The sequence below is a fragment of the Roseateles sp. FW305-36 genome (genome assembly GCF_058787015.1).
This window is the reverse complement of the sequence record NZ_JBYSZK010000013.1, coordinates 99676-122503: the sequence shown is the minus strand read 5'-3', so window position 1 is coordinate 122503 and position 22828 is coordinate 99676. Positions and strand designations below refer to the sequence as shown.

The window sequence follows — 22828 nt, the reverse complement described above, 5'->3', positions numbered from 1 at the left end:
TCTCGCCACCCGCTAAAATCAAGGTGAGACGCGCCCGAGAAAGCGGTGTCCGGCGGTGGAATCGAAGGCCGCTCATGACACCGGTATTTCTTCCACAGGCGATCCACAAGAACTTGTGGATAAGCTGTGGTTAAAATCCTTGTTGGCAGCCTGCAACGGCCGGAAAACCAATGCTGGTGCGGCTTCCCGCTGGGGCCTTTTGGCTACAATGGAAGCCCAACAAGCAGTTGCCATACCTTTTGTTGGAAGGCACGTCGCCTCTTCGACGTGCCTTTTTTTTAGCTGTAGCACGCCGCATCAAAGCTTCATATCGCGTGGCGATGTGACCTTGCGCTGGAACGGCCTTCGCCGTTGTGCCTGACTCCGTTGGCGTGCCCACGATTTCCATGAACCACATCCGCAACTTCTCCATCATTGCCCACATCGACCACGGCAAGAGCACCTTGGCCGACCGCATCATTCAGCGTTGCGGAGGCTTGAGCGATCGCGAGATGGAAGCGCAGGTGCTGGACTCGATGGACCTGGAGCGCGAGCGTGGCATCACCATCAAGGCGCAGACCGCGGCCCTGCAGTACAAGGCCAAGGACGGCCAGGTCTACAACCTCAACCTGATCGACACGCCCGGCCACGTCGACTTCTCTTATGAAGTGAGCCGTTCGCTGTCGGCCTGCGAGGGCGCGCTGCTGGTGGTGGATGCCTCCCAGGGCGTGGAGGCCCAGACGGTGGCCAACTGCTACACGGCCCTGGACCTCGGCGTCGAGGTCGTGCCGGTGCTGAACAAGATGGACCTGCCGTCGGCCGACCCCGACAACGCCAAGGCCGAGATCGAGGACGTCATCGGCATCGATGCCGACGACGCCATTCCCTGCTCGGCCAAGACCGGCATGGGCATCGACGAGATCATCGAGGCCGTCATCGCCCGCATGCCGGCGCCGCGCGGCAACCCCGAGGCGCCGCCCCGCGCCATGATCATCGACGCCTGGTTCGACAACTACGTCGGCGTCGTCATGCTGGTGCGCGTGGTGGACGGCGAGCTGCGCAAGGGCGAGCGCATCCGCATGATGAACACCAACACGGTCTACCCGATCGATCACCTGGGCGTGTTCACGCCCAAGAGCGAGAACCGCGAAGGCCTGAAGGCCGGCGAGGTGGGCTTCATCATCTGCGGCATCAAGGAGCTCGCCGCGGCCAAGGTCGGCGACACCGTCACGCTGGAAAAGAAGCTGCCCAACAACGCCGGCCCGGCGACCGAGGCCCTGCCCGGTTTCAAGGAAATCCAGCCCCAGGTGTTCGCAGGCCTCTACCCGACCGAGGCCAGCGAGTACGACCAGCTGCGTGACGCGCTGGAAAAACTCAGCCTCAACGACTCCTCGCTGCGCTACGAGCCCGAGGTCAGCCAGGCCCTGGGCTTTGGCTTTCGCTGCGGCTTCCTCGGCCTGCTGCACATGGAAATCGTGCAGGAGCGCCTGGAGCGCGAGTTCGACCAGGACCTCGTCACGACGGCGCCCAGCGTCATTTATGAGGTCGAGCTGAACACTGGCGAGGTCATCCAGGTCGAGAACCCGTCCAAGATGCCCGAGATCGGCGCCATGCGCGAGATCCGCGAGCCCATCGTCACGGTGCACCTCTACATGCCGCAGGACTATGTCGGCGTCGTCATGACGCTGGCCAACCAGAAACGCGGCGTGCAGCTCAACATGGCCTATCACGGCAAGCAGGTCATGCTCACCTACGAGATCCCGCTGGCCGAGATCGTGCTGGACTTCTTCGACAAGCTGAAGAGCGTCTCGCGGGGCTATGCCTCCATGGACTATGAGTTCAAGGAATACCGCGCCGCCGACGTCGTCAAGGTCGACATCCTGATCAACGGCGACAAGGTCGACCCGTTGTCGATGATCGTGCACCGCAGCCAGAGCCAGTACCGTGGCCGCGGCGTGGCCGCCAAGATGCGCGAGCAGATCCCGCGCCAGATGTATGACGTGGCCATCCAGGCCGCCATCGGCGCCAACATCATCGCCCGCGAGAACATCAAGGCGTTGCGCAAGAACGTGCTGGCAAAATGCTATGGCGGTGACATCACCCGCAAGCGCAAGCTGCTGGAAAAGCAAAAGGCCGGCAAGAAGCGCATGAAGCAGATCGGCTCCGTGGAAGTGCCGCAAGAAGCCTTCCTCGCCATCCTGCAAGTCGACGATTAACTCCCCATGCCCTTTCAATCGATGAGTGTTCTGACCGGCGTTTTGTACGCGGCCCTGGTGGCCTATCTGGGCGGCTGGTACACCGGTCGATGGAGCGGCAACTTCGCGCTGCTGCTCTTCATCCTGACGGCGGTCACGCTGTTCTACTGGCTGGCCGAGCGCTTCCATTTCGCCCCGGCGCGCCGCGCGGCGGCCCAGGCCCTGGTCGACAACGACGCCAAGCGCCGCGAGACCCTGGCCGCCCAGGGCATCGCCCGGGTGGACGGCGACGTCGAGCCGGCCCGCCAGCAGATCCTGCAGCAGCCCTGGTGGCTGGACTGGACCGCCGGCCTGTTCCCGGTCATCCTGGTCGTCTTCCTGCTGCGCAGCTTCCTGTTCGAGCCCTTCAAGATCCCGTCGGGTTCCATGGTGCCGACGCTGCTGGTGGGCGACCTCATCCTGGTCAACAAGTTCCACTACGGCATCCGGCTGCCGGTGATCAACAAGAAGATCATCCCGAACAACGACGTCAAGCGCGGCGACGTGATGGTCTTCCGCTACCCCGAGGACCCGAGCACCGACTTCATCAAGCGCGTGGCCGGCATCCCGGGCGACGAGATCAGCTACGTCAACCAGAAGCTCTACATCAACGGCCAGCTGGCGACGACCCAGCCCCTGGGCAACTTCTACGACGACAGCGGTTCGCCGCGCGTCTACCGCCCCCGCTTCCTGGAAAAGCTCGGCGACAAGGAACACGAGATCCTCGTGCAGCCCGAAGCCCAGACCTTTTTCCGTGCCGACCGTGCCGACGGCCCCTTCCCCTTCCAGGAGAATTGCCGCTACACCATCGAAGGCGTGACCTGCAAGGTGCCGGCCGGCCACTACTTCATGCTTGGCGACAACCGTGACAACTCACGCGATTCCCGCTTTTGGGGCTTCGTGCCGGATGAAAACATCGTCGGCAAGGCCTTCTTGGTCTGGATGAATTTCGGTAACCTCAAGCGCATCGGTACCTTCTTCAATTGATGCACCAGATGAGCTGCCGCCGCCTTTCTCCTTCCGCCCCCTCCCGCAGCCAGCGTGGCGTCACGCTGTTCGGCCTGCTGTTCTGGGGCATCATCGTCGCCGTCACCGCCGTGGTCGGCATGAAAGTCTTCCCGACGGTGCTGGAGTACTACACCGTGCAGCGTGTCGTCGACCGCATCGCGGCCGGCAACCCGTCCACCGTGCCCCAGGTGCGCCAGGAATTCGACCGGGCCACGCAGGTCGAATACTCCATCCAGAGCCTCACGAGCGCTGATCTCGTGGTCACCAAGGACGCCAACGACAAGGTCGTCATTGAGTTCGCCTGGAACAAGGAGGTCGACCTCTTCGGGCCGGTCTACCTGCTGATCAAGTACCACGGCAAGTCGCGTTGACCTTGCCCCCACTTCGATGAGCGCCGCCCTTGAGGCCTTGCAGCAGCGCCTGGGGCACCGCTTCCAACGGCCTGAACTGCTGGCCCGGGCGGTCACCCACCGCAGCTATGGCGCCGACCACAACGAACGCCTGGAATTCCTCGGCGACGCCGTGCTGAGCCTGGCGGTCTCCAGCCTGCTCTACGAGCGCTATGCCGGCTCCGACGAAGGCGACCTGACGCGGGTGCGGGCCCACCTCGTGCGCGAGGACAGCCTGCACAAGCTGGCCCTGGCCCTGGGCCTGCCCGGCGTGTTGAAGATGTCCGATGGCGAGGCCCGTGGTGGCGGCGCGCAGCGGCCGTCCATCCTGGCTGATGCCGTCGAAGCCGTGCTCGGCGCGGCCTATATCGACGCCGGCTATGACGCCGCCCTGGCCATCGTGCGCCGCCTGCTGGGCGAGACCATCGCCACGGCCAGCAGTGCCGGCGATTTCGCCAAGGACGCCAAGACCGCGCTGCAGGAATGGCTGCAGGCCCGCCGCATCGCCGTGCCAAGCTACCGTATCGTCGCGACGCGCGGCCAGGCCCATGCCCAGACCTTTGAGGTCGAATGCGCCGTGCCGGCCCTGGACGTGGCTGAACTCGGCGAAGGGCGCTCCCGCCGCACCGCCGAGCAGGAGGCCGCCCGCCGCCTGCTGGATAGACTGACCGCCGAACGAGGCAAACCATGACCACCGAGCCCAAGCCTGATTCCAGTGCTTCCGAAGTACCGCAGCGCTGTGGCCTGATCGCCATCGTCGGCCGCCCCAACGTCGGCAAATCCACGCTGCTGAACGCCCTGGTGGGCCAGAAGGTCAGCATCACGTCCGACAAGGCCCAGACCACCCGCCACCGCATCACCGGCGTGCGCACGGTCGAGGAGGCCCAGTTCGTCTTCGTCGACACCCCCGGCTTCCAGACCAAGCACAACGCCGCGCTGAACCGCACGCTGAACCGCACCGTGCATGGCGTGCTGGCCGACGTCGACCTGGTGCTCTTCGTCGTCGAGGCCGGCCGCTTCGGCTTGGACGACGCCAAGGTGCTGGGCCTGCTGCCCGAGGACAAGCCCGTCGTTCTGATCGCCAACAAGCTGGACGCCGTGCACCGCCGCGCCGAACTGGCGCCGTGGCTCAAGGGCATGCAGGAGCGCCGCAACTTCGCCGAATTCGTGCCGCTGTCGGCCAAGAAGGAGTCCGACGTCACCCGCCTCTTCAAGATCCTCAAGCCCTATCTGCCTGAGCAGGGCTGGTTCTACGACGAGGAAGCGCTGACCGACCGCAGCGAGAAGTTCCTCGCCAGCGAAATCATCCGCGAGAAGCTGTTCCGCCTGACCGGCGACGAGCTGCCCTACACCTCCACGGTCGTCATCGACAAATGGGAAGAGGAAGGCGAACTGCGCCGCATCAGCGCCAGCATCGTCGTCGAGCGCGATGCCCACAAGGGCATGATCATCGGCCAGGGCGGCGAGCGCCTGAAGCGCATCGGCTCGGAGTCGCGCCAGGAGCTGGAGCATCTGATGGACGGCCGGGTCTTCCTGGAGCTATGGGTCAAGGTGCGCTCGGGCTGGGCGGACACCGAAGAGCATCTGCGCAGCTACGGCTACGAGTGAGCCCTCGCCCGCCTTCGGTCCAGCCGGCTTACGTGCTGCACCAGCATGACTGGAGCGAGTCCAGCCTCATCCTCGACCTGTTCACGCGCGAATTCGGCCGCATCGCCGTCGCGGCCAAGGGCGCCAAGCGGCCTTACTCCCAGCTGCGCGCCGTGCTGCTGCCGCTGCAGCGCATCAACGTCTCCCTGAGCAAGCCGGGGAAATCGGCTTCGGCCGATGGCGGCGAGGTGCAGACCCTGCGCAGCGCCGAGTGGGGCGGGGGTGCCACCCTGCCCAGCGGTGCGGCCCTGTTCTCCGGCTACTACCTGAACGAGTTGCTGCTCAAGCTGCTGGCCCGCCACGACCCGCACCCGCCGCTCTTCGACGCCTATGCCGACACGCTCGCCCACCTGGCCGAAGGCGACTCGGTGCTGCGCGCCTTCGAGATCCGGCTGCTGGCCGAACTGGGCCTGCTGCCCGACCTCAGCGTCGTCACGCCCACCCAGGCGCCGATAGACCCGGCGCGCCGCTATCAGCTGTCGGCCGAATCTGGCCTCATCCCGCCCACCAGCGACGCCAGCCTGCCCGGCGCGCTGTTGATCCAGCTCCAGGCCGCGCTGCTGCACGGCAGCATGGCCGCGCTGCGCCAGGCCTGCGCTGCGGCACCGCAAACCCTGAAGACGACGCTACGCGGGCTGCTCCACTACCATCTGGGACACCAGCCGCTGCGCACCCGCGCGCTGCTGGTGGACGTGCAACAACTGCTCGATTCTTGACCTCATGAACCCGCTCGCCCACGCCGGCCACCGCTGCGCCCTGTCGGTCAACGTCAACAAGGTCGCGCTGCTGCGCAACACCCGCCATCTCGGCATCCCCAGCGTGCTGCGCGCCGCCGAAGCCTGTCTGCTGGCCGGCGCCCAGGGCATCACCGTGCACCCGCGGCCCGATGCCCGGCACATCCGCGCCGGCGACGTCGACGACCTCGCCGCCTTCCTGAAGGACTGGCCCCAGGCCGAGTTCAACATCGAGGGCAATCCGACCCAGAACCTGATGGACTTCGTGCGCAAGCACCGCCCCCACCAGGTCACCTTCGTGCCGGACTCGGAAGATCAGTTCACGTCGGACCATGGCTGGACGCTGCCGCAGGACGCCGGCCGCCTGAAGCCCTTGATCCAGGAAGCCCAGGACCTCGGCGTGCGCGTCAGCCTCTTCATGGATCCCAACCCGGCGGCCATGGCTGCCGTGGCCGAACTGGGCGCCGACCGCATCGAGCTCTACACCGAGACCTTCGCCAGCGCCTTCGGCACCGAGCACCAGGACGCCGTGCTGGCCGGTTTCACGGCAACAGCCGAGGCCGCGCTCAAGGTGGGCCTCGGCATCAACGCCGGCCACGACCTGAACCGCGACAACCTCAGCCTTTTCCTGCGTCATGTGCCGGGCGTGCTCGAAGCCTCCATCGGCCATGCGCTGATCGCCGACGCGCTCGAGCTGGGCTATGCCGAGACGGTGCGCGCCTACCAGCTCGTCATCGCCACGGCCTACGCATGAATCTGCGCCGCGCCCGGGCGGACGATGCACCCCGCCTGGCCGCATTGGCCCGGTGGGTGTGGCTGGACAGTTATGCCCTCGAGGGTGTCGAGCAGCGCTTTCTGAGCTATTTGGACGAGTCGTTCACGCCGGCCGCTTTCGAGAGCGCGCTGACCGACCCGCAGCAGGCCCTCTGGGTACTCGAAGAGGGCGCCGCCCTGCAAGGCTTCGCCCAGGCTGCGCGCGGCGCGACTGCACCGGTGCCGACAGCATCGCAGGTCGAATTGAAGAGGCTTTATGTCGCGCCGCCCTGTACCGGTCGCGGCCTGGGCTCGCTGCTGTTGCAGGCGGCCCGCGAAACCTGGCCCGGCGAAGGCCTGTGGCTCAGCGTCTGGGTGGGCAATACCGGCGCCTTGCGCTTTTATGCGCGCGAAGGCGGCCAGGTCGTGGGCCAGACGCATTTCATGCTCGACGGCCAGGCCATAGACAACGAGGTCGTCGCCTTCCCATGATCTACGGCATCGGCACCGATCTCTGCGACATCCGCCGCATCCGCGAGACGCTGGCGCGGCGCGGTGAGCGCTTTGCCGAGAAGGTGCTGGGTCCGCACGAGCTGGCGGTCTTCCGCGAGCGCCGCGCCAAGGTCGAAGCGCGCGGCGAGGCCTATCTGGCGACGCGCTTCGCCGCCAAGGAGGCCTTTTCCAAGGCCATCGGCATGGGAATGCGCATGCCCATGACCTGGCGTGCCATGGAGGTCGTCAAGGCGGCCAGCGGCAAGCCCGAGATCGCCCTGCATGGCGCGCTGGCCGAATGGTTCGCGGCCCGCGGCTTGCGGGCCCATGTGACGGTCAGCGACGAGCAGGACTACGCCGTCGCCTTCGTCATCGTGGAAACCGCGGCGCCTTAGTTCGAGCCCGGCCGCCGCCCGCTCAGCTCTTCTTCTTCGTCGCGGCCGGCCTGGCCAGCGACTCGCCCTTGGACTGCATGACCATGTTCATGTCCACCAGCATGCGGCCGTTGTCGGGCATGTCCATCGTCATCTGCATGTCCATGTCGAGTTGGGTGGCTAGAGCCAGGCGGTCGGCCAGGCGCAGCGAGCTCTTGCCCTTGCCGCTGCCGTTGATGACCATGTGCACCGTCTGGGGCGGTGTCGCTGGCGCCGAAGCGGCTTCGCCCTGCGGCGCCGAGGCCGCGCCGGGCGGCGTGGGCACGGGGGTGTTGATGTCGAGCTTCAGATCCATGGACAGGTCGAAGTGCGCCACGCCGCGCTCCAGGCGGGCCAGGGTGTAGTGCACGACGCCGTCCATGGCGCCGGCGCCGCCGGGCATGGGGACGGGCAGATTCATGGTCAGCGGCACATCGATGCTGTCACCCACCTTGAGCGGGCGCTCCTTCAGCGACTTGAAGAGCTGCAGGGCCTGGCTGATCGTGTTCTGGCCCTGGGTCCGCATCATGTCGCTGAGTTCGGGCGAGCCCTGCACCTCGCGAACCTCGAAGGCGAAGTCGCGCGGATTGAAGCGGGCAACGAAGCCGACGTCGGCCTTGGTCGGATTGGGCACCGGGATGGCCTTGCCACCCACCTCCAGCTGGACGCCCTTGCCGCCGGTGGTGACCGTCATGGGCAGCCAGCCTTCGGCATCGGCCTGACCCACCTGCAGGGTCTGCTGCATCTGCATGGACATCTTCATCGGCCCCATCTGGGCCATGCGCTCGCCCGCCTGGGCGATCTTGGCGCGCTGCTCGTCCGTGGCCGCGGCGCCGGCTTCGACGCGCATCTTCATGACGGCCTGCATGTCCATCAGCTGGCGCTGGTGCTGGCCGGCACGGGGCGTCGTGTCGAAGACGATGGAGGCCGGGGGCGGCGCGGCGATGGCGCTCAGGTTCAGGCCAAGCAGGGCAGCCGCGAGCAGCGGGCGCAGCGGGGAAGCGAGGATCACGTGCAACTCCAGAAAAAGCCGCCGGGCTGGCAGCCGGGCGGCATCGTAGAAGGAGCGGGAGCCAGGTCGGCGTGAGCCCGCCTGGGTAATTTCACCCGAGCGGACTTATGCGTTCCTGATCAGCGCGATGCTTCGAAGAGCAGTCGCGTGGCGAGGTCGCGGCGGGCCGGCGGCTGGGCCTGCAGGCGGTCCAGCATCGCGATCGCGGGGTCGCAGCTGGGACCGGGCTTGGTGGCGTCCGGGATGTCGGCCCACAGGTGCGACAGCATGCCCAGGGCGGTCGGCCCCACCGAGCGCGCCAGCACTTCCATCTCGATGGCGCTGGGCGGCTTGGTCTGGCGGCGCGGTGGCGTGCCCTCGGCGGCTTCGCGGATCCACTGGGCTTCCTGGGCCTGCAGCTCCTCCGGCAAGTGCGGGCGCGCGCTCAGCCGGCCATCGAGCAAATCGCGGCAGACGCCCGTGCCAGTGCCGGCGGCCGCGCGCAGGGCCTTCAGCTGCTCGGCGACCAGCTGCGCGTAGCGGCGGCGCAGGATGGGGTCGGTGCCGGTGATCAGGACCGGCATCTGGCGCGCCAGGGTCGGCAGCGCCAGGGCCTGCACCTCCGCGTCGGTGGCGCCGGCCGCGCGGGCCTCCCACATGCGCTGGGCGACTTCGTCTACGGTGCCGGGCATGCGCTGGTCCAGGGCCTCCCAGACCGGGTGCATGTGCAGCGCGTCATTGAGATCGGTCGGCTTGGCCTTGGCATCCGGCAGCGGGATGGCCAGCGTGCGGGGCGGCGGCGCGATCAGCGAATAGGTGAGCAGCTCCTCGCGCGGCACGAACCACATGCTGCGCGACGGCGTGCGCAGCGTCTTGTCGATCATGGGCTGGGGCAGGCCCAGCTCGGTGTAGGTCTTGGCCAGCTGCTGGTTGGCAAGCTCCTCGAACACCGGGTTGTAGGTGCCGGTGGAGGCGCGGTGAAAGCCCAGCTCGCCCGCCGGCGCGAGATGACGCGGCTGGCCGGCCAGGAAGACCAGCGTACAGGCGCTGGCACAGGTGCCCACCGCGCGGCTGGCGTGGCCGTGCGCCTTCATCGCCGAGGCCATACGCTCGGCTTCACGCACGCGCCCGCCCGGCGAGACCAATTCCACGCGCTTGAGCTCGTGGGCGGCCTCGCTGTCCAGCAGCCGGCGCAGGCGCTCGCCGTCGCCCATGCCGATGACCCCTTCCAGCTTGAGGCTGCGGCCGTCGGGGGAGATGGTGAACTTGGCCTGCCCCAGCGGATCGACGCCGCGGGCCATGGACCAGTACTCGCCCACGCGGGGCAGGAAGCCGAAGACGATGGAAGCCAGCAATTGCAGGGCACCCAGGGCCAGCGTCAGGCGCGCCAGCCAGCCCCACAGCGCGGAGCCGTCCTCGCGAAGGTATTGGGCCGCGGAGCGCCAGCCGCCGACGATGCACCAGACATCCAGCGACATCAGCATCGGCACGCCCAGCAGCAGCACGATGGCACTGATCTGCAGGGAGTCGCCCTTGACGCTGATCCAGGTCATCAGGCCGGTCAGCAGCAAGGCCAGCGGCGTGGCCACCAGGATGTTGTTGACCCAGTAGCTGCGCACCAGGCTCATCTCGCCATGCCAGTGGCGGGCGAAATAGCCCCGCCGCGATTCCCGCACCACCGGCTGTCGCTTGGGCTTGGGAGCCGGGCTGGTCGTGCCCGCCGTGCTGGCCGTGGCGGCGGGGCGTGTGCGGTTCGAGGCCTGCTGCCAGGCGGCGGGTTCTGGCGCCGGCTGGGCCGGAAGGCGCGGCAGGTCGTGGTCGACCTGGGTGGGATCGACGTAGGGGCGGGGGGAGCGTGCGTCAGTCATGGCCGGCGCAGCTTACTGACCCCGACGCCGAAACCAAGGTGGCTATTCACGGCGAGTCGTCAAATCCGGTAGTTGTCCTGCATCGGATAGCGTCGTGCGACCAGGGCGAACAGCATGGCCGCCACCAGCGCGAAGCCGGCGAAGAAGAACATCAGGCAGGCCGTCTCACTGTAGCCGGTGGACTTGATCGCTTCTAGGGCCGCCGGGCTCTTCACGCTGACGTTGGACAGCAGCACCCACAGGTTGCCGATGGTCACCGACAGGCTCCAGAAGCTCATGATGGTGCCCTTCATGGACAGCGGAGCCTGGCTGTAGGCGAACTCCAGGCCGGTGGCCGAGACCAGCACCTCGCCGAGGGTCAGCGCGACATAGGGCAGCATCTGCCAGACGATGCTGACCGTCTGGCCAGCGTCCAGCCACAGCTGCAGCATGCCGGCAAAGATCCAGGCCACGCCCGCCAGAGCGATACCCGCACCCATGCGGCGCAGCGCCGTCACCTTCAGGCCCATGCGGCCCAGCGCCGGATAGAGCACCAGGTTGTTGAAGGGGATGAGGATCATCACCAGCGCCGGGTTCAGCGCCTGCATCATGGACGACTGGAACCAGCTGGGCTTGGCCATCTGGTCGGCCTGCAGCACCCAGGTCGAGGCCTTCTGGTCGAACAGCGACCAGAACGGCGTGACGAGGGCGAACAGCACCAGCACGCGCAGCACCGCACGCACGCCGTCCACGGCCTCGTCCGGATGCACGGCACGGGCGCGCTCCAGCTGCATGGCGGCGCCGACGCCGCCAAAGCCCATCACCAGCACCAGGGCCAGGCAGACGGCCGGCACCAGGCCTAGGCCGTCGTAGCGGCTCAGCGCGTAGCAGGCGCCGACGACGCCGACGGCCGCGACAGCCGCGCCCGTGCCACCGGCCTTCAGCGACGTCCAGACCACCTTCAGGAAGCTGTGCGGGTTGGCGCCGCGCGCCGGCTGGTGGACGTATTGGCGGCGGCCGCTCCACAGGATGAGGGTGGCGGCCAGCATCAGCAGGCCGGGCAGGGCGAAGGCCACGCTGGCGCCATAGGCCTTCAAGATGACGGGCATCAGCAGCGACGCGAAGAAGCTGCCGAAGTTGATGATCCAGTAGAAGGCGTCGTAGACCTTCTGGGCCAGCGACTGATTGCGCTTGTCGAACTGATCACCGACGAAGGAGCTGACCAGCGGCTTGATGCCGCCCGAGCCCAGCGAGATCAGGAACAGGCCGAAATAGAAGCCGCGGATGTTGTCGTCGAACAGGGCCAGGCAGGCGTGGCCGGCGCAGTAGATGACGCTGAACCAGAAGATGGTTGGGTACTTGCCGAAGAAGCGGTCGGCCAGCCAGCCGCCCAGCAGCGGGAAGAAATAGACGCCGATGACGAAGGTGTGGAAGACCTCCTTGGCCTCGGCCTTGCGCAGGTCTTCGGGGATGGCCAGCAGCAGGCTGGTCATCATGAAGACCGTCAGGATGTTGCGCATGCCGTAGAAGCTAAAGCGCTCACATCCTTCGTTGCCGATGATGTAGGGGATCTGGGGCGGCATCTTGGCCGCCGCGGTGGGCGCGTGGGTGTTCGCGGTGGTCGTGGTCATGCGTGGCCTTGGGAGTTGCGCATCAATTGAAAACGCCGCGCGGCTTGTGGCCGGCGGCGTTCAGGGGGAGCTTGTCAGCCTGTGTGGATCATGCCTCGAAAGGCAGCTTCACCTGGCTCAGATCCTTGCGGGTTTCCACGAGCACCAGCGGGCCTTCGTCGACGATGACGACGGCTGCCGGCTCGCGGCCCAGCGCAGTCGGCGCGGGCTCGGCGGCGATGGCGGCCTGGACGGCAGCGATCTTGTCGGCGTCGGAGTTGACCCATTGCAGGCCGGCGCCTTCGGCGATGGCCTGCAGCTCGCCCATGGGCAGCTTGAAGACCTCGACGACCGGTGCGGGAGCCGGGGCGGGCGGCGGCGGGGCCACCACAGGGGCCGGTGCCGGCGCCGGAGCGGCCGCGCTGGCCATCGCGTCCTCGATCAGCGAGCTCTGCACCGGGGCAGCCACGTCGGCCGCGGCGACCTCGCCGGCAGCGGCGGTCTCCTGGCCTTCGACGCCACCTTCCTCACGGCGGTTGCGATTGCGGTTGCGACCGCCGCGGCGACGGCCGTCACGGCCATGGCCTTCGCCGGCGTCATCACCTTCGGCGACCGGAGCCGCCTCGGCTGCAGCAGCTTCATTGCCTTCAGCGGGTGCTTCGGCGCCAGCTTCTGTGCTGCCGTCGACGTTAGCGGCGGCCTGGTCGTCACGGTCGCGACCACCACGGCGGCGGCGGCGGCCACGGCCCTGGCGCTCTTCACCGACCGGCGTGTCTCCGGTCGGGGGCAGGGCGGCTTCGGCCTGGCTGTCGACGAAGGCGGGCGGAGCGTCATGGACAGCGGCCAGGTCATCGCTCAGTGGAGCGGCAATCGGAAGGGCGGCGATGGTCTCGGCGGCCGGGCGTTCCTGGCGCTCGCCACGCGGGCGGCGCTCGCCACGTTCCTGGCGCTCACCACGTTCCTGGCGCTCACCACGTTCACCACCGCGATCACCGCGCTCGGCACGCTCACCGCGCTCCGGACGCTGCTGCTGCTCGGGCTTGTCGCCGCCAGCTTCGGTGCGCTTGTTGCGGTCACCACGGTCGCCGCGTTCACCGCGCTCGCCACGACCCTCGCCGGACTTGCCGTCGCGGCGGCCACCCTGGCCGCGCTGTTCGTTGCCACGTTCACCGCGCTCACCACGCTCACCGCGTTCGCCACGGCGGCCACCGTCGCGACGGCCGTCACGGCCGCCTTCACGCTTGGGCTTGTCGGTCGTGGCCGGTGTTGCGGCCTTGGCTTCGACGGCTGCCACGGGCGCCGGGGCGGGCGTGCCGCCGCCGAAGAAGCTGAACAGGCGGCTGAAGAAGCCCTGGGCCTGCGGAGCCGGCGGGGGCGGAGCCACGATCGGAGCCGGCGGCGGGGGCGCCACGACGGGCGCCGGTGCCGGCAGCGGCGCCGGCTGCTCGGGCAGGATGCCCTTGATGACGGGCTCCTGCTTGTTCTTCTTTTCGCCGGCGTCGCGGCGGGTGATGCCCACCTCGTCGTCCGGCTCCTCGATCATCGTGTAGCTGGCCTGCAGGTTTTCCAGACGCGGGTCGTCGTGGCGCAGGCGCTCCAGCTTGTAGTTCGGCGTCTCGAGGTGCTTGTTGGGCACCAGCAGCACGGTGACGCGCTGCTTGAGCTCGATCTTGGTGATCTCGGTGCGCTTCTCGTTCAGCAGGAAGGAGGTCACTTCCACCGGCACCTGCACGTGCACGGCGGCGGTGTTGTCCTTCATGGCCTCTTCCTGGACCATGCGCAGGATCTGCAGCGCGCTGGACTCGGTGTCGCGGATGTGGCCGGTGCCGTTGCAGCGCGGGCAGGTGATGTGGTTGCCTTCGCTCAGGGCCGGGCGCAGGCGCTGGCGGCTCATTTCCAGCAGGCCGAACTTGCTGATGGAGGCGAACTGCACGCGGGCGCGGTCCTGGCGCAGGGCGTCGCGCAGGCGCTGCTCGACGTCGCGGCGGTTCTTGCTCTCCTCCATGTCGATGAAGTCGACGACGATGAGGCCGCCGAGGTCGCGCAGGCGCATCTGGCGGGCGATTTCGTCGGCCGCTTCGAGGTTGGTGCGCGTGGCGGTCTCTTCGATGTCGCCGCCGCGGGTGGAGCGGGCGGAGTTGACGTCGACGGAGACGAGGGCTTCGGTGTGGTCGATGACGATGGCGCCGCCCGAGGGCAGGTTCACCGTGCGGCTGAAGGCCGTCTCGATCTGGTGTTCGATCTGGAAGCGGCTGAACAGCGGCGCGTCGTCACGGTAGCGCTTCACGCGATGGCCCTGGTCGGGCATCACGTGGTTCATGAACTGGTGGGCCTGCTCGAACAGGTCGTCCGTGTCGATCAGGATCTCGCCGATGTCGGACGTGAAGTAGTCGCGGATGGCGCGGATCACCAGGCTGGATTCCTGGTAGATCAGGTAGGCGCCCTTGCCGCCCTTGGCCGCGTCGTCGATCGCGGTCCAGAGCTTGAGCATGTAGTTCAAGTCCCACTGCAGCTCCGGCGCCGAGCGGCCAATGCCGGCGGTGCGGGCGATCAGGGACATGCCCTTGGGGTACTCGAGCTGGTCGAGGTTTTCTTTCAGCTCCTCGCGGTCCTCGCCCTCGATGCGGCGCGAAACGCCACCGCCGCGCGGGTTGTTGGGCATCAGCACGAGGTAGCGGCCGGCCAGCGACACGAAGGTCGTCAGGGCGGCGCCCTTGTTGCCGCGCTCTTCCTTCTCGACCTGGACCAGCAGTTCTTGGCCTTCCTTGATCGCGTCCTTGATGGTCGCGTTCTTGACGTCGGTGCCTTCGCGGAAGAACTGGCGCGAGATTTCCTTGAAGGGCAGGAAGCCGTGGCGGTCCTCGCCGTAGTCGACGAAGCAGGCTTCGAGCGAGGGCTCGACCCGCGTCACGACGGCCTTGTAGATATTGCCCTTGCGCTGCTCGCGGCCTTCGATTTCGGTCTCGAAGTCCAGCAGCTTCTGGCCATCAACGATCGCGAGGCGCCGCTCTTCCGGCTGCGTCGCATTGATCAGCATGCGTTTCATGTCATCACTCCTCGCGTCCCGTGCAGGAACGCGTCACGTCATGCCACCTCGAAAGGTGGCGTTCAAGACGCACGAGCGACAGCGTGGAACCGTGGAAGGAGTGCCCTGGACCGCTCGGGTTTCTGACGCGGGGTCAGACGCCGAGCGGCGTTGGCGCATGCGACCAGGCCGTCATGTCACGAGGAAGCCCTGCCTCGACCCAGCCGCGCGTGAACAACGCGAGCGCGCCGGGCCAGGCGACCACCGCAGCTTCTGGCTGGGGTCGCGCGGCGGGGCGCAGCGGGTGGGGGAGGAAAGGGCTCATCCGCGAAGGAGGGCTGGACGCTGGTGCGAGCTGTTGTGGCCTGGTCGTTGAATCAGGCCGCGCTTTCTCGCACCTTGAAAACCTTGTTCGGCAACCGGATCTCTTTGGGCTTCAAGGCCGTTGAAGAGAGGCCGGTGGGTTCCGGGTGTCATCGCTCTGCCACACCGTGTCGCCAACCGCCGTCTCACTTGGGGAAACTGCCTGTCGGCTGCAGGATGCGTTGCATCGCCTGTTGTGGTTCGAGGGGCAAGCCCTTCGAGCCCCGCGTTACCGCCGCTAAAATCAAAAGAATCAAACACTTACGGCAGCAACGTGGTGAAAAGGATTATAGGGGCAGGCAATACCGCCCCTGCCACGGGGTCGGCGGCCGCCGTGAGTACGGACAAACCCGCAGTCCGGCGCGTCATCGTGGACGACGGATCGGCCGGCCAGCGCCTGGACAATTTTCTACTGCGCGAGCTCAAGGGTGTCCCCAAGACCCATGTCTATCGTGTCATCCGCGCGGGGGAAGTGCGGGTCAACAAGGGCCGGGCCCAGGCCGACACCCGGCTGGAAATCGGCGACGAGGTGCGCATCCCGCCGGTGCGGGTGCCCGAGAAGGCCGAAGCCCCTGCCGCGCCGGCACGCGAATTCCCCATCATCTTCGAGGACGAACACCTGCTCGTCATCGACAAGCCGGCCGGCGTCGCCGTGCACGGCGGCTCGGGCGTCAGCTATGGCGTCATCGAGGCCCTGCGCCGCTCGCGACCGACGGCCAAGTTCCTGGAACTGGTGCATCGCCTCGACAAGGAAACCTCGGGCCTGCTGATGATCGCCAAGAAGCGCAGCGCCCTGGTCAACCTGCAGGACCAGCTGCGCGAGCGCGAGACCGGCAAGACCTATGCGGCCCTGGTCTGGGGTGACTGGCCGGCCAAGCTCAAGGTCATCGACGTGCCGCTGGTGAAGTTCGTCGGCAGCGACGGCGAGCGCTGGGTGCGCCCGGGCAAGGAAGGTGAGGAAGACGCCAAACGCTCCATCAGCCTGATCAAGGTTGTGCAGCGCACGCCGCAGTTCAGCCTGCTGGACGTGACCATCAAGACCGGGCGCACCCACCAGATCCGCGTCCATCTGCAGCAGGCCGGGCATTCGATCGTCGGCGATCCCAAGTACGGTGACTTCGAGCGCAACCGCGAACTGGCGCGAGGAGCGACCAAGTTCGATCGGATGTTCCTCCACGCGCGGCGATTGCAGTTTCAGCATCCGGCGACTGGTGAAACGGTCACTTGTGACGCGCCGCTGCCTGCAGCTTGCCTGGACCTTGTTAGAGCGGCCAGATGAACTTGCGCTGGGTGGTTCAGTGGCTGAGTCGAGTCGCTGTCGTTGCCATGGCGGCTGTCGGGGGCTCGCCGGTTGCCGCCATGTCCATCATGCCGCCCGATCCGATTCCCTTGCGATTCGAGGCTCGGACGGACCGGCTGACGCGCGATGGTTTTGCGGCGTTGGACGAGTTGGCGGTGCGGGCTGCGCAGTGCCCGACGAACGAACTGGCCGTGCACGTATGGCCTGCCAAGAACGCAGACATGGCGCTGACGAAGCGCCGGCTGTCAGTCGTTCGCGAGCGGCTAGGGCGGCTTGGGTTGAAGCTGGCTGTTGAGTTGAAGCCATTGCGCACGTCCGCAAGGGCTCGGCCTCGGCATCGCGATGCGCTGTGGGCGGACGCGGGTGCTGCGGATGATGTGTGGTGCTATCTGCGAGAAGGCTCAATCTTATTTGCGTGGGCCGAAGAGATGGGGCGTTACGTCGACGGCGCCACACCTACGCCACCGGCCTTTTGGCAGCGGCTGTCCGGCCGGGGAAGGGACCTACTTGCGATGCCGATGGCGATTGCGGCGCTCTGCGGTGAAGCGCAAGGGTGTACTCGACACACCGAGCTGTTTCACTGGTTGGCTGATCAAGCCTTGGAAAGGGTTGGAATAGAAACTCGGCGCGGGTGGCTGCTTCACCTGTGGGCGAAAGCGGAGGATCCTGATGTCGAGCGATTCCAACGGCGCTGGGAGCTTGCGGCGTTGACTCTCGAAGAACGAGGCGGATATGCGCACGAGATGGCCAACAGTGGGCTGCCTTGGCCGGTGATCGAGCGGCGGCTGCTCGAGCCCGGGTTGATGACGAACTTTGGAGAGCAGCCCATGATCGCGGGCGGGCCAGGACCGCACTGGCTGTTTTACACGGCGAGCCGGCGCGGCCAACTCGACGCGTTCGATAGGCTTATCGACGCTGCCGGGCCGGCCAAGGCCTGCTTCGTCGCACAAGCGTTTGAGGCCGCGGGCGTAGATCAGGAGCAGTTTGATCAGTGGAGACCACATTTCGCCGATTGGGCGCGTGGGGCCACGGTCCCGTATCAGCCAAGGTACATGCGAGGCCTTCCCAACGCCTGCGATCCGGTCGCTGTCGTTCTGAGCGAAGCTTTTTGCGTGGATCCGGACGATTCGGCAGCGCGCTACGAGAGCATCTGGCACGTCCTGGTGGGGTCGGGGGTTGCGCATGACGCACTCTCAGTTCGGCTATTCACCGAGCCGGCTGTCGAAGGTATTCGTCAGCCATGCCGGTTGGAGCCAGTGCCAGGTCAGCAATTGCGCTTTCGCCGCGTCGAGAGCCGTTGACTGCAGAAGGCGAAAAGGCTGACAGCTGACAATCCCTCCATGACCACCCGCCCCCAACGCTTCGACCTGATTGCCTTCGACTGGGACGGCACCCTGTTCGATTCCACTGCGCTGATCGCGCGCTGCATCCAGCGTGCCGCCGTCGACATCGGCGAGCCCGAGCCAGAGTTCGAGCGCGCCAAATACGTCATCGGTCTGGGCCTGCGCGATGCGCTGGAGCACGTGGTGCCAGGCCTGTCGCACGACCGCTATGGCGAGCTGGGCCTGCGCTACCGCCACCACTATCTGGCGTCCGAGCACGAGGTGGCGCTGTTCGAGGGCACGCTGGAGATGCTGCAGGCCCTCAAGGCCCGCCACCACTGGCTGGCTGTGGCCACTGGCAAGAACCGCGTGGGCCTGGACCGGGTGCTGGCCCATGCCGAGCTGACGAAGATGTTCGACGGCACGCGCACGGCCGACGAGACGCGCTCCAAGCCGCATCCACAGATGCTCAACGAGCTGATGCGCGAATTCGGGGTCGAGCCCGAGCGCACGTTGATGATCGGCGACACCACGCATGACTTGCTGCTGGCATCCAACGCCGGCGTGCCCAGCGTGGGCGTCAGCTTCGGCGCCCACGACCACGAGACTTTTGCCGAGCACAAGCCGCTGTTCGTCGCCCACTCCACGCGCGAGCTGCACGACTGGCTGTTGCAACATGCTTGAGCAAGAGGTCAAGCCGCCGCAGCGCCTGTGCGCCTCCTCCGAGCTGGAAGAGCGCGGCAAGGCCGTCAGCTTCGACGTCATCCAGTGGCGCGAGCATGTGCGTGCCTTCGCGCTGCGCTTCGACGGCCGGGCCGTGGCCTATCTGAACCGCTGCGCCCATGTGCCCACCGAGATGGACTGGCAGGAAGGCGAGTTCCTGGACCATGACAAGCGCTACATCATGTGCAGCATCCATGGCGCCGTCTACGACCCGCTGACCGGCCAATGCCTGATGGGCCCCTGCAACCGCGGGCGCCTGACCAAGATCGAGCTGACCGAGCGCGACGGTGAAGTTTTCTGGCACCCCACGCGCGACACCAAACCCGCTTTTGAAGATTGACATGAGCAGCACCTCCGACGATTCCCTGCCGCCTCCCATGCAAGAGCCCGTGGGCGTGCCCGCGCCGCCACCCATCGTGGCGCCTCAGCATGAGGCTCTGCTCGCCCAGCTCGCACGCGAGTTCCTGCAGGAAAAGCGTGTCGAGAGGCGCTGGCGCACCGTGTTCCGGCTGTTCTGGCTGACGCTGATCGGCCTGCTGGTCTACAGCCTGTGGCTGCAGGGTAAGCATGTCTCGCCGACGACGGCACCTCACACCGCCCTCGTCGAGGTGCGCGGCGAGATTGCCGCCGACACCGAGGCCAGCGCCGAGCTGCTGCTGGCCGCGCTGAAGGACGCCTTCAAGGACGACGCGGCCCAGGCCGTCGTGCTTCGCATCAACTCGCCCGGCGGCAGCCCGGTGCAGGCCGGCATCGTCTATGACGAGATCAAGCGGCTGAAGAAGCAGTACGACAAGCCTGTCTATGCCGTCGTCGAGGAGATCTGCGCCTCGGGCGCCTACTACATCGCCGCGGCGGCCGACGAGATCTATGTCGACAAGGCCTCGGTCGTTGGTTCCATCGGCGTGCTGATGGACGGCTTCGGCTTCACCGGCCTGATGGACAAGGTCGGCGTCGAGCGCCGCCTGCTGACGGCCGGCGAGAACAAGGGCATGCTGGACCCGTTCAGCCCGCTGACGGCCAAACAGCGCGGCTATGCCCAGGCGATGCTGGACCAGATCCACCAGCAGTTCATCGCCGTCGTGCGCGAAGGCCGCGGCAAGCGCCTGAAGGAAACGCCCGAGGTCTTCTCGGGCCTGTTCTGGAACGGCGAGCAGGCCGTCAAGCTCGGCCTGGCCGACCACTTCGGCAACCTCGACTACGTGGCCCGAGAGGTCGTGAAGGCCGAGGATGTCATCGACTACACGCCGCGCGACAACGTCGCGGAGCGCCTGGCCAAGCGCTTTGGCGCCGCCATGGGCGCCGGCGCCGTGAAGGCGCTGAAGGAAATGAGCCCGATCCGTTGAAGCAATAGAAAAGGCCGCAGCCCTTGCGAGCTGCGGCCTTGCGCGGAGCGCTGATGCGCTTACTGCGTCTTGGTCTCGGTCTTGGCGGGCATGTCGGTCTTGGCGGCCGCGACATGCTTCTTGCCATGATGCTTGCCGGCGTGCTTGGCGCTGCTGGCGGCTTCAGCCGGGGCGGCGGCAGCTGCGGGAGCCGCAGTGGTCGTCGTTGCAGCGGCGGGAGCGGGCTTGGCGGCCGGGGTCGCGGCCGGAGCCGGCGTCGCGGCCTGGGCCACGGTGGTGGTGGCAGCGGTCTTCGCGGCAGCAGCCGGGGCGGGGGTCGCAGCCGGGGTCGGGTTCTGCGCCAGGGCCACGCCCGAGACGAGCGTGATGAGGGCGGTGGCGATGGTGGTCTTCAGCGTGTTCATCTTGAGGGCTCCAGGGTGGTTTGAGATTTCGGTTCGGCTTGTCGACAGCTTGTGACCACAACGACGCCTCGAAGCGCCGCGTTGACCCGGTTGCAAAGCCTTACAACGGCCAGAATCCACTCTCATGAATACCTTCGACTGGAAGGCGGGCTATCCCAGCCGCCGCAGCCCGCTGTTCGCGCGCAACATCGTCTCGACCTCGCATCCGCTCGCGGCCCAGGCCGGGCTGCGCGTGCTGCAGGTGGGTGGCAATGCGGTCGATGGGGCAATAGCCGCCGCGGCCTGCATGACGCTCGTCGAGCCCTGCAGCAATGGCCTCGGCTCCGATGCTTTCTGCATCCTGTGGGATGGCCGGCAATTGCATGGCCTCAATGCCTCGGGTCCCGCGCCGGCGGCATGGACGCCGGAGTTCTTTGGGGGTCAGGTCATGCCCAAGCGCGGCTGGGGCTCGGTGACGGTGCCCGGCGCCGTCGGCGGCTGGATGGCCCTGAGCGAGCGCTTCGGCAAGCTGCCGTTCGCCGACCTGATGCAGCCGGCCATCGAGATCGCCGAGCGTGGCTACGCGGTGCCACCCATCGTGCAAGGCAAGTGGGCCATGGCCTCGGCCTTGAGCGAGCTCAGCTCGCAGCCAGGCTTTGCGCAGGCCTTCCTGCCGCAGGGCCGCGCGCCCGAGGTCGGTGAGCTGTTCCGTTTCGCCGATGCGGCGCGCAGCCTGAAGCTGATTGCCGAATCCAAGGGCGAGGCCTTCTATCGCGGCGAGATCGCGGCGGCCCTGGCCCGCTTCGCGCGCGAGACCGGTGGGGCGTTGACCGAAGCCGATCTTGCAAGCTACCAGCCCGAATGGGTCACACCGCTGGCCAAGGACTTTGCCGGCCACACCCTGCACGAGATCCCGCCCAACGGCCAGGGCATCGCGGCGCAAATGGCGCTTGGCCTGCTCGAGCATTGGGACGTGAAGGCGCATGCCGTCGACAGCCCGCAAGCCCAGCATCTGATGATCGAGGCCATGAAGCTCGCCTTCGCCGACGTCTACCGCTATGTTGCCGAGCCCAGCGCCATGCCGGTCAGCGCGGCGCAGTTGCTCGACCCCGGCTACCTCGCCTCGCGCGCCAAGCTCATCGACCCCAAGCGCGCCCAGGTCTTCGGCGCCGGCAACCCGATCAAGGGCGGCACCATCTACCTGACCGCGGCCGACGAGTCGGGAATGATGGTCAGCTTCATCCAGAGCAATTACATGGGCTTCGGTTCGGGCCTGGTGCTGCCGGGCTACGGCGTCAGCCTGCAGAACCGTGGCCACTGCTTCACGCTCGAAGCCGGCCATCCCAACCAGGTCGCGCCGGGCAAGCGGCCCTTCCACACCATCATTCCTGCCTTCCTGACGAAGGACGGCGCGCCCGTCATGAGCTTCGGCGTCATGGGCGGAAACATGCAGCCGCAAGGCCATCTGCAGACCCTGGTGCGCATGCTGAGCCATGGCCAGAACCCCCAGGCCGCCTGCGACGCGCCGCGCTGGCGCTTCAACGAAGGCCTGTCGATCAATGTCGAGCCGCACATGCCTGCGGCCACCATCGAAGCCCTGCACGCGCGCGGCCACGAGATCGGCGACATCCACGACAGCTACCAGGACTTCGGCGCCGGCCAGTTCATCTGGCGCCTGGGCGATCCAGGTGTCGAGGGCTATGTGGCCGCCAGTGACCCGCGCCGCGACGGTGCGGCCGTGGGCTGGTGAGCATGGAAGCGCTGCGCCTGAACCCGGGCGCCGACCTCCGCGGCGCGCTGGAAGCCTTGGCGCGCACCGGCTTTGTCGTCGCCGGCATCGGCAGCCTGGCCCATGCACAGCTGCGCTTCGCCGGTGAACCGGGGCCGACGCGCATCGAAGGGCCGCTGGAGATCCTGACGCTGAGCGGCAGCCTGACGCCGGATGGCGCCCACCTTCACGCCAGCCTGTCCGACGCCTCGGGGCGCGTGCTCGGCGGTCATGTCTGTGCTGGCTGCGAGGTGCACACGACGGCCGAGCTGCTGGTCGCGCCGCTGCAGACGGGCTCGCTGTCCCGCGCCTTCGATCCGGCGACGGGCTATGCGGAATTGGTGATTCGTCACCTATGACGCTTGGCACGAGACGCCGCCGGCCTGCGCTGCTAGCATGCGCTGCATGACCAAGCTCCTCGACCTCGACTGACCGCGCTCTAGCGCGTTGCTTTGTCCGCGCGGGCGCTGCCCGCGTGTCGAGTGATCCTGAGTTGAGCCTAGC

21 protein-coding genes are annotated in these 22828 nt (G+C 67.2%); 16 read left to right on the top strand and 5 right to left on the bottom strand.

Annotated elements, in window-relative coordinates; all coding sequences use genetic code 11:
* Window positions 1-386: 386 nt before the first annotated feature.
* The 9 genes from lepA to acpS are packed head-to-tail and all read left to right on the top strand — an operon-like array spanning window position 387 to window position 7631.
* Window positions 387-2195: a translation elongation factor 4 gene (gene lepA / locus AC3WOE_RS22075; protein WP_492693549.1), complete on the top strand. Its 1809-nt coding sequence runs from the start codon at window positions 387-389 to the stop codon at window positions 2193-2195.
* A gap of 21 nt (window positions 2196-2216) precedes the next feature.
* Window positions 2217-3200, top strand: coding sequence for a signal peptidase I (gene lepB, locus AC3WOE_RS22070; protein WP_492693548.1), 984 nt, complete (start codon window positions 2217-2219; stop codon window positions 3198-3200).
* An 8-nt stretch (window positions 3201-3208) separates the two neighbouring features.
* Complete coding sequence (locus tag AC3WOE_RS22065; RefSeq protein ID WP_492693547.1) at window positions 3209-3592, top strand: DUF4845 domain-containing protein; 384 nt, start codon at window positions 3209-3211, stop codon at window positions 3590-3592.
* A 16-nt stretch (window positions 3593-3608) separates the two neighbouring features.
* Window positions 3609-4301: a ribonuclease III gene (rnc, locus tag AC3WOE_RS22060; RefSeq protein WP_492693546.1), complete on the top strand. Its 693-nt coding sequence runs from the start codon at window positions 3609-3611 to the stop codon at window positions 4299-4301.
* Window positions 4298-5218: a GTPase Era gene (gene era, locus AC3WOE_RS22055; RefSeq protein WP_492693545.1), complete on the top strand. Its 921-nt coding sequence runs from the start codon at window positions 4298-4300 to the stop codon at window positions 5216-5218. The genes rnc and era overlap by 4 nt, the downstream gene beginning before the upstream one ends.
* The gene (gene recO / locus AC3WOE_RS22050) at window positions 5215-5973 is read left to right on the top strand and encodes a DNA repair protein RecO (protein ID WP_492693544.1); all 759 of its coding nucleotides are present in this window, start codon (window positions 5215-5217) and stop codon (window positions 5971-5973) included. Before era ends, recO begins: the two co-directional genes overlap by 4 nt.
* A 4-nt stretch (window positions 5974-5977) precedes the next feature.
* Window positions 5978-6745, top strand: a complete 768-nt coding sequence (locus AC3WOE_RS22045) for a pyridoxine 5'-phosphate synthase (RefSeq protein ID WP_492693543.1) — start codon at window positions 5978-5980, stop codon at window positions 6743-6745.
* Window positions 6742-7236 carry a GNAT family N-acetyltransferase gene (locus AC3WOE_RS22040; RefSeq protein ID WP_492693541.1) on the top strand — a complete coding sequence of 165 codons (495 nt, stop codon included), beginning with the start codon at window positions 6742-6744 and terminating at the stop codon, window positions 7234-7236. The genes AC3WOE_RS22045 and AC3WOE_RS22040 overlap by 4 nt, the downstream gene beginning before the upstream one ends.
* Entirely contained in the window at window positions 7233-7631 is a 399-nt protein-coding gene (gene acpS, locus AC3WOE_RS22035) for a holo-ACP synthase (protein ID WP_492693539.1), read from the top strand. Before AC3WOE_RS22040 ends, acpS begins: the two co-directional genes overlap by 4 nt.
* A gap of 22 nt (window positions 7632-7653) precedes the next feature.
* On the opposite strand, the gene AC3WOE_RS22030 is transcribed toward acpS, so the two are convergent.
* The 4 genes from AC3WOE_RS22030 to AC3WOE_RS22015 all read right to left on the bottom strand — a co-directional run bounded on the left by AC3WOE_RS22030 (window position 7654) and on the right by AC3WOE_RS22015 (window position 15143).
* On the bottom strand, window positions 7654-8661 hold the full coding sequence (locus AC3WOE_RS22030; protein WP_492693538.1) for a hypothetical protein: 1008 nt from the start codon (window positions 8659-8661) through the stop codon (window positions 7654-7656).
* 119 nt (window positions 8662-8780) lie between these two features.
* On the bottom strand, window positions 8781-10508 hold the full coding sequence (locus AC3WOE_RS22025; RefSeq protein ID WP_492693536.1) for a COG3904 family protein: 1728 nt from the start codon (window positions 10506-10508) through the stop codon (window positions 8781-8783).
* Between the two features lie 59 nt (window positions 10509-10567).
* The gene (locus AC3WOE_RS22020) at window positions 10568-12118 is read right to left on the bottom strand and encodes a POT-type proton-dependent oligopeptide transporter (RefSeq protein ID WP_492693535.1); all 1551 of its coding nucleotides are present in this window, start codon (window positions 12116-12118) and stop codon (window positions 10568-10570) included.
* Between the two features lie 88 nt (window positions 12119-12206).
* Window positions 12207-15143 (bottom strand): Rne/Rng family ribonuclease, encoded by a 2937-nt coding sequence (locus AC3WOE_RS22015; protein WP_492693533.1) that lies wholly within the window; start codon window positions 15141-15143, stop codon window positions 12207-12209.
* Between the two features lie 619 nt (window positions 15144-15762).
* On the opposite strand from AC3WOE_RS22015, the gene AC3WOE_RS22010 reads away from it, so the two are divergent.
* From AC3WOE_RS22010 to sppA, 5 genes are all read left to right on the top strand, one after another.
* Window positions 15763-16764: an RluA family pseudouridine synthase gene (locus AC3WOE_RS22010; RefSeq protein WP_492693532.1), complete on the top strand. Its 1002-nt coding sequence runs from the start codon at window positions 15763-15765 to the stop codon at window positions 16762-16764.
* A gap of 80 nt (window positions 16765-16844) precedes the next feature.
* Window positions 16845-18086 carry a hypothetical protein gene (locus tag AC3WOE_RS22005; protein ID WP_492693530.1) on the top strand — a complete coding sequence of 414 codons (1242 nt, stop codon included), beginning with the start codon at window positions 16845-16847 and terminating at the stop codon, window positions 18084-18086.
* Between the two features lie 39 nt (window positions 18087-18125).
* Window positions 18126-18791, top strand: a complete 666-nt coding sequence (locus tag AC3WOE_RS22000; RefSeq protein ID WP_492693528.1) for an HAD family hydrolase — start codon at window positions 18126-18128, stop codon at window positions 18789-18791.
* Complete coding sequence (locus AC3WOE_RS21995) at window positions 18784-19170, top strand: Rieske (2Fe-2S) protein (RefSeq protein ID WP_492693527.1); 387 nt, start codon at window positions 18784-18786, stop codon at window positions 19168-19170. The genes AC3WOE_RS22000 and AC3WOE_RS21995 overlap by 8 nt, the downstream gene beginning before the upstream one ends.
* A 1-nt stretch (window position 19171) precedes the next feature.
* The gene (gene sppA, locus AC3WOE_RS21990) at window positions 19172-20173 is read left to right on the top strand and encodes a signal peptide peptidase SppA (RefSeq protein WP_492693526.1); all 1002 of its coding nucleotides are present in this window, start codon (window positions 19172-19174) and stop codon (window positions 20171-20173) included.
* Window positions 20174-20232: 59 nt separating this feature from the next.
* On the opposite strand, the gene AC3WOE_RS21985 is transcribed toward sppA, so the two are convergent.
* Window positions 20233-20577: a hypothetical protein gene (locus AC3WOE_RS21985; RefSeq protein ID WP_492693525.1), complete on the bottom strand. Its 345-nt coding sequence runs from the start codon at window positions 20575-20577 to the stop codon at window positions 20233-20235.
* Between the two features lie 124 nt (window positions 20578-20701).
* Between AC3WOE_RS21985 and AC3WOE_RS21980 the strand changes: the two genes are divergently transcribed.
* Both AC3WOE_RS21980 and AC3WOE_RS21975 read left to right on the top strand, forming a co-directional pair.
* Window positions 20702-22306: a gamma-glutamyltransferase family protein gene (locus AC3WOE_RS21980; protein ID WP_492693523.1), complete on the top strand. Its 1605-nt coding sequence runs from the start codon at window positions 20702-20704 to the stop codon at window positions 22304-22306.
* 2 nt (window positions 22307-22308) lie between these two features.
* Window positions 22309-22683 (top strand): PPC domain-containing DNA-binding protein, encoded by a 375-nt coding sequence (locus AC3WOE_RS21975; RefSeq protein ID WP_492693522.1) that lies wholly within the window; start codon window positions 22309-22311, stop codon window positions 22681-22683.
* Window positions 22684-22828: the final 145 nt, after the last annotated feature.